The organism is Pectinatus haikarae, from assembly GCF_015732185.1.
Taxonomy (GTDB): Bacteria; Bacillota; Negativicutes; order Selenomonadales; family Selenomonadaceae; genus Pectinatus; species Pectinatus haikarae.
Genome location: NZ_WIQM01000016.1, coordinates 425,325 through 437,360, shown reverse-complemented (window position 1 = coordinate 437,360; position 12,036 = coordinate 425,325). Strand labels below are relative to the sequence as shown.

13 protein-coding genes are annotated in these 12,036 nt (G+C 41.3%); all 13 read left to right on the top strand.

Annotation, left to right across the window (positions count from 1 at the left end):
• Nucleotides 1-86 precede the first annotated feature (86 nt).
• The gene (ylqF, locus tag I6758_RS12640; protein WP_196605617.1) at nucleotides 87-959 is read left to right on the top strand and encodes a ribosome biogenesis GTPase YlqF; all 873 of its coding nucleotides are present in this window, start codon (nucleotides 87-89) and stop codon (nucleotides 957-959) included.
• Nucleotides 960-1,116: 157 nt separating this feature from the next.
• Complete coding sequence (locus I6758_RS12635; RefSeq protein ID WP_196605616.1) at nucleotides 1,117-1,887, top strand: ribonuclease HII; 771 nt, start codon at nucleotides 1,117-1,119, stop codon at nucleotides 1,885-1,887.
• Between the two features lie 15 nt (nucleotides 1,888-1,902).
• Nucleotides 1,903-3,756 carry a flagellar hook-length control protein FliK gene (locus I6758_RS12630; protein WP_196605615.1) on the top strand — a complete coding sequence of 618 codons (1,854 nt, stop codon included), beginning with the start codon at nucleotides 1,903-1,905 and terminating at the stop codon, nucleotides 3,754-3,756.
• Between the two features lie 20 nt (nucleotides 3,757-3,776).
• Complete coding sequence (locus tag I6758_RS12625) at nucleotides 3,777-4,085, top strand: EscU/YscU/HrcU family type III secretion system export apparatus switch protein (protein WP_196605614.1); 309 nt, start codon at nucleotides 3,777-3,779, stop codon at nucleotides 4,083-4,085.
• Nucleotides 4,082-4,441: a YraN family protein gene (locus tag I6758_RS12620; protein ID WP_196605613.1), complete on the top strand. Its 360-nt coding sequence runs from the start codon at nucleotides 4,082-4,084 to the stop codon at nucleotides 4,439-4,441. Before I6758_RS12625 ends, I6758_RS12620 begins: the two co-directional genes overlap by 4 nt.
• A gap of 3 nt (nucleotides 4,442-4,444) precedes the next feature.
• The gene (locus I6758_RS12615) at nucleotides 4,445-5,020 is read left to right on the top strand and encodes a UbiX family flavin prenyltransferase (protein ID WP_231038662.1); all 576 of its coding nucleotides are present in this window, start codon (nucleotides 4,445-4,447) and stop codon (nucleotides 5,018-5,020) included.
• Between the two features lie 29 nt (nucleotides 5,021-5,049).
• Nucleotides 5,050-6,600: a YifB family Mg chelatase-like AAA ATPase gene (locus I6758_RS12610; RefSeq protein ID WP_196605612.1), complete on the top strand. Its 1,551-nt coding sequence runs from the start codon at nucleotides 5,050-5,052 to the stop codon at nucleotides 6,598-6,600.
• 36 nt (nucleotides 6,601-6,636) lie between these two features.
• The gene (locus tag I6758_RS12605; protein ID WP_196605611.1) at nucleotides 6,637-7,524 is read left to right on the top strand and encodes a shikimate dehydrogenase; all 888 of its coding nucleotides are present in this window, start codon (nucleotides 6,637-6,639) and stop codon (nucleotides 7,522-7,524) included.
• On the top strand, nucleotides 7,521-8,801 hold the full coding sequence (locus tag I6758_RS12600) for a GspE/PulE family protein (protein ID WP_196605610.1): 1,281 nt from the start codon (nucleotides 7,521-7,523) through the stop codon (nucleotides 8,799-8,801). Before I6758_RS12605 ends, I6758_RS12600 begins: the two co-directional genes overlap by 4 nt.
• A complete protein-coding gene (locus I6758_RS12595) occupies nucleotides 8,794-9,780 on the top strand; it encodes a type IV pilus twitching motility protein PilT (RefSeq protein WP_196605609.1) in 987 nt (328 codons plus the stop codon). Before I6758_RS12600 ends, I6758_RS12595 begins: the two co-directional genes overlap by 8 nt.
• 131 nt (nucleotides 9,781-9,911) lie before the next feature.
• Nucleotides 9,912-11,126 (top strand): type II secretion system F family protein, encoded by a 1,215-nt coding sequence (locus I6758_RS12590; protein WP_196605608.1) that lies wholly within the window; start codon nucleotides 9,912-9,914, stop codon nucleotides 11,124-11,126.
• Between the two features lie 11 nt (nucleotides 11,127-11,137).
• Nucleotides 11,138-11,536, top strand: coding sequence for a type IV pilin protein (locus I6758_RS12585; protein ID WP_196605607.1), 399 nt, complete (start codon nucleotides 11,138-11,140; stop codon nucleotides 11,534-11,536).
• Nucleotides 11,533-12,036, top strand: a complete 504-nt coding sequence (locus I6758_RS12580; RefSeq protein WP_196605606.1) for a prepilin peptidase — start codon at nucleotides 11,533-11,535, stop codon at nucleotides 12,034-12,036. The genes I6758_RS12585 and I6758_RS12580 overlap by 4 nt, the downstream gene beginning before the upstream one ends.

Genomic DNA, 12,036 nt, shown 5'->3' with positions numbered 1-12,036 from the left:
TAAAAACCGGCGCTTTTTTTCCAAAATCGATATGTGTTAAAAATTTTGAAATTGTTCAGTAATTTATGATCTGTTTGGAGGAACAAATGGAAGAACAAAAACCGGATATACCTTTGGTTCAGTGGTTCCCAGGGCACATGACGAAAGCCCGGAGACTGATCGAAGAAAATTTGAAACTGGTTGATATTGTCGTAGAACTTTTGGATGCCCGTATACCTCTTTCAAGTTCAAATCCCATGCTGGCTGGAATGATCAGCGGAAAAACGCATGCTATTGTTTTGAATAAGGCAGATCTTGCAGATCCGGCAATAACACGTGAGTGGATAACGTTTTATAAACGTATGGGCAAATCAGCTATGGCAGTAGATTCAGTTCAGGGTAAAAACATCAAAGAACTGACAAATATGATCAATGATCTGACCCAGCGCCAGACAGCTAAGTTCGCTGCCAAGGGAGCACGACCGCGTAATGCCAGGGCTATGATCGTAGGCATCCCTAATGTCGGCAAGTCCTCGCTCATAAATCGGCTGGCAGGTACTGTAGCGGCTAAGACAGAAAATCGTCCGGGCGTGACGCGGGCAAAACAGTGGATACGCATAGGAAAACATATAGATTTACTGGATATGCCGGGTTTGTTATGGCCTAAATTTGACGATCCTGCCGTGGGAATCAACCTCGCTTTCACTGGGGCGGTCAATGATGATATTTATGATAAGGAAAAAGTAGCATTGCTTCTGTTGGAATATATGCAGAATTATTATCCGCATTTCCTGATGACACGTTATAAAATAGATGTGCTGCCTGACAGCACGGAGGAACTATTTGAAGTAATAGGCAAAAAACGCGGCTGTCTGCTTAAGGGCGGTAAATTGGACGAGGAAAAAATAACAACTGTTGTCTTTACAGATTTTCGAAGCGGGCGGTTGGGAAAAATTTCTCTTGAGTCACCGTCAGTATGATAACGACCTGTCTTTAGGGATGTTTATATTGACATAGCGGTTCTTTTCAGATATATTGCAGTGCTGTTGAGTCACTGTAAAAAATATGTACATGACAAAGGAAAAATACATCTTATACCGAATTGGTAATAAGATGTATTTTTTATAGGTGATACTAATGGATGCAAAAATAAAGATGTCGGTCAGAGAAATAGCCGATAAGTTTTCGGTTTTTGATACGGATGAAAGTTTTGCTGAACTTGTCAGAAATGATAAACGTAAAGCTGTTCAGCAACTCATCGTCCGTCATAACAGGGAAATGCAAGAAAGAAAGCGTCTGCATGAATTATATAAATACGAATATGAGCTGCAGGCGGGAGGCAACGAATATATAGCAGGTACAGATGAAGCGGGGCGGGGACCCTTAGCCGGACCAGTCGTTGCCGCGGCAGTTATTTTACCTGTTGGCTGTTATATTCCGCGTCTTAATGATTCAAAAAAATTGTCGGCTGCGGCCCGTGAAAAAATTTATGCGCAGATTTTGGAAAAAGCCATCGCTGTGAGCAGGTCGGTGATAGACGAAAAGACGATTGATCGTATAAATATATATCAGGCTTCAATGAATGCTATGTATAATGCAATCTATAGTTTAGGCGTAAAACCGCAGCAAGTGCTGATAGATGCTATGCCGCTGAATGCACTTGATATACCGCATTTGTCCATCATAAAAGGTGATGCCAAAAGTGCTTCAATAGCGGCGGCCTCCATAGTGGCAAAAGTGGAGAGAGATCAGCTTATGGATGAGTACGACAGGCAATATCCCGAATATGGTTTTTCCAACCATAAAGGATATGGTACGCCAAGACATCTTGAGGCACTGCATAAATATGGACCATGTCCCTTGCACCGATGCTCGTTTGAACCAGTTAAATCGATGAAGCAATTCTGATGGAGGAATGTTCTTATGCCCATACAGTCTGGAATCAATCCAACTAATACAGCGAATCAACAACCTACCGGCCCAGTTGATAAAAAAACTGCTTCTGCACAGGCTGTGGGCGATGCGTCAGGCTCTTCTCCCCAGACGAATGTTGCAATAAAAAATGCGGTAACAGATCTTTCAAAAGTGCTTTCTGATATTATTGGCGCACAAAATATCAATACAGATGATCTGTCACCGGAAATACAAAAGCTCGTTCAGCAGCTTTTGCAGGATGCCTTTTCCATTGATAAAACATTGGCCCAGGGCTTGGGAGATGCTCTTCAGGCTAGACGATATGCTTTTGATCAGCTGGCCTCACTGGGCAAGATGCTGTCGCAGCTGGGAGAATTAATGGAAAATGGCGATTATACGGGCTTGCCGGATAATATAAAAGTTCTCCTGAATAATTTTCGTTCACTTTTGACGCAGGAAAATCAGTATCCCAGTATGGTAGATATGTCAAAAACAGCGTTTAATTTACTCAACAACAAGGATGATTCTGAGCTGCCTGAAACACTGCAAACATTGGTCAAGACACAGCCTGCAGATACTGCCGGTGCTGAAAATACAAGTAATACCGGAGATAAACGGGCGGGAGTAAATGATAATGTACGGCTGCTGAAAAACATTTTAGATACATTTTTTAAAAGTGATGCGGCAGCCGGCGGCAAAGGTACAGGGGGCAAACCTTCTGTGGATAGTCCGGTTCAACAGGCTGTTTCTGCGAAAGTTATTAATACCGGTACAGCAGAGGACAGCGGTGAAAAGCTGCAATCTGCCCGAGCAAAAATGGGCAATGACGCCGGTCTTGCCGGGACAGAAAAAAATACTGTTCCGCAGTATCCTTCCGGTGGCGGCAGGGCAAGTACTCAGCCCGCAGCTGAACGGCCTACGGTTATACAAAATGGCAGGGTAATTGCGGAAGACACTGCTGAAACAGCCGCAGCAGGGCAGAAAATCAGCAATGCAGTCGACTCGGCAGTGTCTTCCGCTGCTTCGGAGCCGCCTGACATGAAGAACATGCTGCAGCAGCCGTTTTCGGTGGCAACAAAAGCTGCCGCAACTCAGATGACGCAGGGAAGCAATATACCTATACAACAGGAAATCTCTGTGCCGGATTTTATGAACAATACGGCACAGTCAATGAGTGCCCTGCGTGATTTGGGTCAGCTCCTTTTGCAAAATAAACAGCTTAGTTCCGCTGATACTGCACTTTTAAAAGATTTTGTGAACGGAAATCAACAGATATTATCTCCAAAAGATGCAGAGCAGCTGCAAAAGGTAATGCAGGTGGTTGAAGGCAACATTCCCGGTGTTGTATCGCAGGCTGCGGCGAGAAACAATGTTCCTAATTTACCTAAACTGTGGGCATTTGTTCAGCTAAGTGATATAAGTACGATTAATGATGCTGATGCCAGTTCCTTAAAGCGTGCAGGGGAAAATGTCAGTGATTTTGCAAAAGTGATGGGGCAGTCATTTCCTACTGATTCTACTTCGTCGGCGGCTCAGAAATCTCTTGATTTTATTCTCCCCATATTCTTAGATGAGCGGAAAAGTTATCCTGCGTATATAAATGTTTATAATGAAGGACATCGTAATTCGGAAACGGGTGAAGAACAGTATGAGACATGGTTTCGTGTCTGCTGTCTCACTGAAAATGCGGGAGCTGTGGAAATAGTGCTGCGTTTATACAATAAACAGCAGCTGAATGTTCGGCTTTCTTTCTCAAGTGAGGATACAGCTGTATCTTTTGAAAACTATCTGCCGGAACTGCGTTCATATCTTCATGAGTCAAAGTTGAATCTCACTGAATTGAAAATCGGTACTATTGAGTGAAAAAACGGGAGTAATATATCATGGAAGAAAATAATAATGAAAATGGCGCAGCCCTGGATAAAAAGGCGGTGGCGCTGCGTTACAGAGAAAAAGAGGGAAAAGCACCTAAGATAGTTGCCAAGGGGCGAGGCTATACCGCTGAAAGCATATTACAGGCCGCGCAAAGAAGTTCCGTGCCCGTATATCAAGATAAAACACTTGTCAGTATGCTTATGGCACTGGAACTTGACAGAGAAATCCCCCCTGCGCTTTATGCGGTTGTGGCGCAAATACTTGCATATGTGTATAGAATAGATAAACGTAAAAAACCACCGGATATAAAGCTATGAGAGGAAGAGAAAAAGGCTTTCTGGGAGAAAAGATCGCAGCTGATTATTTGAAATCACGCGGGTATCAGATATTGGATATGAATTATACTGCAAAATACGGTGAAATAGATATAATAGCTGAGCATAGAAATGTAATCGTGTTTGTCGAAGTGAAAACAAGAAAAAATGCATTGTATGGAACAGCGGCACAAGCGGTGGACCGCAGAAAGCAGCAAAAAATAATACGCACAGCACATTTATATATTCTATTTCATCAGCATGATTCATTGAATTATCGTTTTGATGTGATCGAAATATATTATAATCCTCCCTGTCCGTATAAACTAAATCATATAAAGGGAGCTTTCGAAGTTTAATATATGGAAAATATGAAAAAACGCATAGTTGTTGGCATAACAGGGGCAAGCGGCTCTATTTATGCATTGAAACTTCTTGAAGTATTGAAAGATACCGGGATAGAAATACATTTGGTAGTCACTCATTCCGGACAAACCGTTTTACAGCATGAATGCGGAATGGTGCCGGAAGACCTTCTAAAGTATGCCCATACGCTTTATGATGTTGATAATATAGGAGCTGCTGTGGCAAGCGGGTCTTTTTTATATGAAGCTATGGTAATTCTTCCATGCTCGATGAAAACAGTGGGGGCGATAGCTGCGGGTTTAGCTGATAATCTTCTTACCCGTGCCGCTGATGTGACAATAAAAGAAAGACGCAGTCTTGTATTAGTGCCGCGTGAGACACCCTTCAGTCCTCTGCATTTAGAGAATATGTTGAAATTGTCCCGCATCGGCGTGAGCATACTTCCTGCGTGTCCGGGTTTTTACCATAAACCGCAGAGCATAGATGATTTAGTGAATATCATGGTCGGGAAAATATGTGATCAGCTGCATATCGAACATGAATTGTTCAAGCGTTGGTCCGGTCATTATTGATTAAAGTATAACAGCGAGGGGCGGTTATATTGTTTGCCAAAATTTTCGGTGCGGCAACTGCCGGCATAGATGGAATTCTTATAGAGGTGGAAGCCGATATAGCAAATGGTCTGCCGGCGTTCGATATAGTCGGACTGCCGGATGCAGCAGTGAAGGAATCAAAAGAGCGTGTGCGTACGGCTATTAAAAATTCGGGTATAAAGCTGCCGCCAAAAAAGATAACGATTAATCTGGCACCGGCGGATCTGAAAAAGGACGGCTGTGGATTGGATCTGCCTATCGCAGTGTCAATTCTGGCAGCCTACGGTCTGCTTCCACAGAAACGCTGCGGGAAGGCAATGTTTGCGGGAGAATTGTCACTGGAGGGGCATCTCCGCAGTATCAGAGGTATACTGCCGATCGCTATTCAGTGCCGCAGACAGGAAATAAGAGAGCTTTTTATACCTGAGGGCAACGAACAGGAGGCGCTTCTTGTAGATGGACTGGAAGTATATTCCATAACGAGTTTAGCTGAGTTGATAGATTTTTTTAACGAAAGGAAAAAACTATATCCTGCGTTGAAAGAGACAGAGGCCATAAAAGAAAATAAAGCGGATAACATTGCCGAAGATGATTTTTCCGATGTGCAGGGTCAGTATACTGCTAAACGGGCGCTGGAAATAGCCGCCGCGGGCGGGCATAATGTTCTTATGTGCGGGGCGCCCGGCACAGGAAAAACTATGCTGGCAAGGAGAATGCCATCGATACTGCCGTCTATGACAAAACAGGAGGCACTGGAGATTACCAAGATCTACAGTATTGCCGGTCTCATGAAAGCGGGAGGGGGGCTTATAGACAGCCGGCCCTTTCGCAGTCCGCATCATACTATATCCAATGCGGGAATGATCGGCGGAGGCAGTATTCCCAAACCGGGGGAGGTGACTCTCAGCCATAACGGAGTTCTGTTCCTTGATGAATTGCCGGAATTCAACAAGATAACTCTGGAAGTGTTGAGACAACCTCTTGAAGACGGGCAAATTTCGATTGTCCGTGTAAACGGTGCTTATACATACCCTTCAAATTTTATTCTGGTGGCTGGAATGAATCCATGTCCGTGCGGTTTTCTTAATGATAAAAGTAGGGCATGTACGTGCACTCCAAATGAAATAAAACGGTATACGAAAAAAATTTCAGGACCGCTTCTTGATAGAATAGATATTCATATTCAAGTACCACGCCTTGATTACAAGGAAATGATTACATCGGAAAAAACAGAAAATTCGGCTTGTATAAGACGACGAGTGGAAAAGGCGAGAAATATCCAGACAAAACGATTGTCGGCATATGCGATTCACTGCAATGCCCAGATGAATCACGCGCTTATAAAGAAATTCTGTCATCTGACAGATGCGGCACAAAATATGCTTGGTCTTATATTCGAGCAGCTTAAATTAAGTGCACGCTCATATGACAGAATAATCAAGGTAAGCAGGACCATTGCCGATCTGGATAATGCACCTGCAATCACGGAAAAGCATATTGCCGAGGCAGTTCAATTCAAAAGTAACACAGATATCCATGAAATGGAAAATATTGTCTGAGCATCTGCAGCTTTGGCACGGTGCTGGAGCAAAATAATGAAAGAGGGGAATATATTGTCTGCTATTTACACAGGGAAAACAAAAAATCTGGGTGTTATAGGTTACCCTATCCATCATTCGCTTTCTCCTGTCATTCAAAATACAGCATTGCAAAGTATGCATCTCGACTATGCTTACATCGCCATGCCTGTCAGGGAAAATGAATTGGAGGCAGCGGTAAAAGGGCTGAAAGCATTAAATTTTACGGGTTTTAACATCACAATACCGCATAAAATAAATATCATAAAATATCTTGATGAGATAGATCAGTCTGCCAGCCTTATCGGAGCAGTAAATACGGTGCTTATAAAAAATGACAGACTTTACGGTTATAATACGGACTACGAAGGATTTATAAGTGCGTTTCAGTCTGTAAAATTTACTCTGAAAAGAATAAATACTGTAGTCTTGGGGGCAGGAGGAGCGGCAAGGGCTGTTATATATGGATTGCTCCATGCAGGCGTCGGTTCAGTTCATATCGCTGCAAGAAACGCAGAAAAGGCGAAAAAATTGGCCGATGATTTTAAAGAATTGGGAAATATTTCTTCCTCTGATTGGAATGAAAAAATGTTTCAGGAAATTTTGCCAAAAACAGATCTTTTAGTAAATACAACTCCGCTTGGCATGGATATGTATATCGATAAAATGCCTCCTGTGGATATAACTATGCTTCCATCCAATGCATTTGTCTATGATATAATTTATACACCGGAAAAAACAAAACTCCTCGTCGAAGCAGAGAAATACGGGTATACTGTTCTAAACGGAGAATACATGCTGGCGGGACAGGGGGCAGCTGCTTTGGAAAAATGGAGCGGGTGCGGAAAAATTGACGTTGATCTTATGCGTATAGCTTTACATGAAGCACTATTGAAAAAATTATGACGGGTATAGAGGAAAAGTCGCTGAATGAGCTGGCAGAGAAGACTCTGCGCTCATTCAATAAAAGCGGTAATAATATCGATTTGCCGGACCTCAATATAAGTGCGGCACCAATAGTCGGATTAGTCGATAAAATCATAAATAACGCAATTTTACAAAATGTAAGCGATATACATTTTGAACCGAGAGAAAAAAATATGTGCATACGTGTACGTATTGATGGCATATTAAAAGATTATGTTACTTTACCATCAGAATTGCATCAGCTGATTATTTCCCGCATAAAAATAATCAGCTGCATGAATACTGTAGAAAAAAGAAAACCGCAGGATGGCAGTATGTCTTATAAATATGCAGGAAAAACCATAGATATAAGAATTTCCACCATTCCAACGATACACGGAGAAAAACTTGTCATGCGGCTTTTAAATATTTTAGGAAGATGTTTTACTGTTGAGGAACTGGAATTAAATTATAAAAATGAAGCCAGTTTTCGCAAATTGTTTCATCGTCCCAGCGGATTGATATTAAATACAGGTCCGGTCAATTCAGGTAAAACAGCAACACTCTATGCCGCGTTGAATGAATTGAATACACCGGAAAAAAATATTGTGACAATCGAGGACCCTGTTGAGTATAAGCTTGATAATATAACACAAATACAGATAAACGAAAAAACAGGATTATCTTTTGAAGAGGGGATGCGGGCAGTACTGCGGCAAGATCCTGATATTATTTTCATCGGCGAAATTCGTGATGAAAAAACAGCTGCTACTGCTGTCCGTGCAGCTTTGACAGGGCATCTGGTGCTTTCTACTTTGCATACGGGCAATGCTGTCAGTGCTATTTTACGAATGCTGGATATGAAAATAGAGCCGTATTTATTGGCTGAAGTTCTTGCCGGATGTTTGTCGCAAAGGCTTTTACGCCGCATTTGTCCTCACTGTAAAATAAGTTATGAACCTGTTGAAAATTCTGAGCAATATATTTTTATGCAAAAATACTCAATAAAGCAGGCCTTCAGAGGAAAAGGCTGTGCTTTTTGCGGAAACAGCGGCTATTTTGGCAGGATAGCTGTTCAGGAAATACTCACAGTGAAGGCAAGCCTAAAAAAATCTATTTGTTTAAAAGACAGCAGCAGTGTTATGAAGGAAATTGCAGTGGGTGATGAGATGGTACCTCTGTTCAATGACGGTATAGAAAAAATCATACGGGGAAAAACTACTATAAGTGAAATCATGAGGGTGATCAACGAGGATGAATGCCAGCGCCTTGAATAAATTTGAAATGTTGATTTCAGCTGCAGATGCCGCATGCTCTGATTTGCATATAACGGCTGATCAGGAATGTTTTTGTCGTGTGGACGGAAAATTATTAATTGTCCCCGATATAAAGTTCAACAATGCTGAATTGCAGAAAATTTTTGATATTTTATTGACAGAAAAAGATAGGAAGATTTTTTTATCCCAAAATGACGTGGATATAGCGTATACAATTTGCGATAGACGTCTGCGCATAAGCATATATAAGCAGCAGCGTCAGCTTGCCTTTGCTGTACGCCTTATCTGCCAGACAATAAAATCAATAGAGGATCAGGAATATCCTGAAATTCTTAAAAAGCTTATTTTGAAAAAAAGCGGTCTTATTTTAGTAACAGGACCATCAGGATCAGGTAAATCCACCACACTTTCCGCTATGCTTTCTTATCGAGCACAATACCGTCCGTGTCATATAGTGACCTTAGAAGACCCGATAGAGTATATTTTTTCTTCGACTCGGAGCCTTATTCATCAGCGAGAATACGGCAGTGATTTTTTTTCTTTTGAGGAGGCGATGAAGAGCGCGATGCGTCAGGATCCTGATATTATTTTTCTCGGAGAGATACGTGATCGGCAAACTATGCGGGCAGCTCTTTCGGCTGCGCAGACAGGTCATTTGGTAATTTCAACACTGCATACCGCCAGTGCGGCAGAATCGCTCACAAGAATCGAGAGCCTTTTTAACGATGATGCAGGCACTGTCCGTATTGAACTTTCCATGGTCCTGCAGGCAATAATAAGCCAGCAGCTGCTGCAGAAAACAGCAGGCGGGAGAATAGCAGCCATGGAAATTTTAACGGCAACAGATGCGGTTCGCTCCCTGATAGCATCAGGCAGACCGCAGCAGGTGCTTTCATCTATACAGACGGGAAAAAGTGAAGGAATGCAGACTATGGAAGCTGCATTGAACAATCTGCGCCGAAAAAACCTTATCAATTAATAGAAAATATACCACTTTGAGATGAGCGTTGAAAACGGGATTTTTTGATGATATCTATATAATGGAAGGCTTAATTCAGACGGTGTTTTTATGCCACCTGAATAGTGGTCAAAATTATCGGAGCTTATACTGTGAAAAAGTATTTTTATTGTGTTAAGGATCATCTGGGCAAAGATATAAAAGGCAGCATATTTGCGGCATCTCCTGATGAAGCCGCTGAAATACTGCGGTCGCAAAATTATTTTCTGCTCGGTTTAGAAGAGGAAAAATGTAGTTTGCGGCAGAGATTAAAAGGAAGATTCGGTTATATAATAAGCTGTAATGATGTTGCTTTTTTTTGCCGGCAGCTGAGTATAATGCTGAAATCCGGCATAACCGTGAAGGAGGCACTTGAGGCAATAAATGCACAGACAAAAAATATAAAATTCAAAAATATACTTTATGAGATTTCATTGCAGATCCAAACAGGGAAAAGCTTTTCTGACAGTCTTGCCGTACACAAAACTGCTTTCCCCAGGAGCTTTCTTGCTCTCACCGCGGCAGGTGAAGCAGGCGGCAAACTTGACGATGTATTGCAGTATTCAGCAGATTACCTTGAACGTGACTATAATATAAGAGAAAAATTGAAAACCGTTGCTGTTTATCCTTTGATGCTAAGTCTTGTATTTATTGTCACTGCCGGTGTAATGCTTACTGTAGTTATGCCTATGTTTGCAGAGTTGCTGAAAAATTTAAATGTGCCCTTGCCATTGCTGACAACTTTTGTGCTTTTTCTTGGTTTTGGTTTAGAAAAGTACGGGATAGTTTTTATCATGCTGTTCCTTTCTCTGCTGTCTGTTTTTAATTTTATGTGGCAGCAAAAGAAATATAAATACATGGTGTATAAGTTTCTTTTAAAAACACCTTTTTGGGGCCGGCTGTTTGCCGAATTAATATTATTGCAATTTTGCAATGAGTTATCGGTTATGCTTTCTTCAGGGCTGACCATAGACAAAAGTATAAGCACTATTCTCAGCAACTCGCCCAATGAATATTTGGAAAATATATTGAAAAGAGTTCAGGCAGATATTCAAAGGGGAAATACATTATCTTCCTCATTGGCGAAAAATACATTATTTACTCCTTTATTTATGCAAATGCTGCTTACAGGGGAGAAAAGCGGCAATTTGGCAATTATGCTGAATACGACAGCAGAATTTTATAAAAATGATGTTGAATTGCTTTATAAACGCGGTATAGCGCTTGCAGAGCCATGTATGATAATAGCGCTTTCTATATTTATCGGTATATTCGTGGCGGCTATTGCTATTCCCATGTTTGAAGCGGCTGCACAGGTACCTATGTGAGGGAAATTATTATGAGAAAAAAATTTTTAAAAGATGAGAGAGGTTTTACGCTTTTAGAGATGATGATTGTTATTGTCATATTAGGAATATTGGCAACGCTGGCTATTCCTAAATTCAGCAATTCTGTCACGCTTGCCAATACGGCCAAAATACAGGCCGATCTGCAGACACTGAATACAGCGATTGCTATGCATTTATCGACACACGGCCGGAATCCGCAAAATATAAAGACAGACTTAGCTGAATATATAGACGATGTGGATAATCTTAAACCACCACAGGGAGAAAGCTATTTACGTACAGGCGATAAATTGAAAATAACGGCGGAAACATATGAACTGGATACTGTAAATGCGACAGCGCTTTGTCAGGGGCATGCTTTAAAAGATTTCGGAACAGTAAAAAAATGAAAATACAGCTGCCTTTTACAGAAATAATTTGTCTGACAGGATATTGCTTTTTATTGAATATATCGGAAAAATATGCCGGCTTTATCTACATTCTCTTATTGTTGGCAAAAGTTGCCTACATAGATTATAAATCGTACCTTATTCCAAATAAGCTGCCAGTTTTTATAGCTTTTGGCGGATGTATACATCAGTTGATGCAGAATGAATATTTTGCTTTTTGGAATGTGTTTTTTGCATTGATATTTATAAGCATGGTATTTTTGCCCATTTATTTTTTTACTGATACTATAGGAGGCGGTGATGTCAAACTTTCCTATGCGCTTTGCTTATGGCTGCCTTATCCCTTGATCGCGCAGGCAATATTTTTTGCGGTATTCAGTGCATCCCTATTATGCATTTACAGAATTTTGCAAAAAGAATACACACTTAATGATATACTGCCATTTGGGCCGTTTATTTCACTTGGTGCCCTGATCATTTTTAGCATATTTTATTTTTAA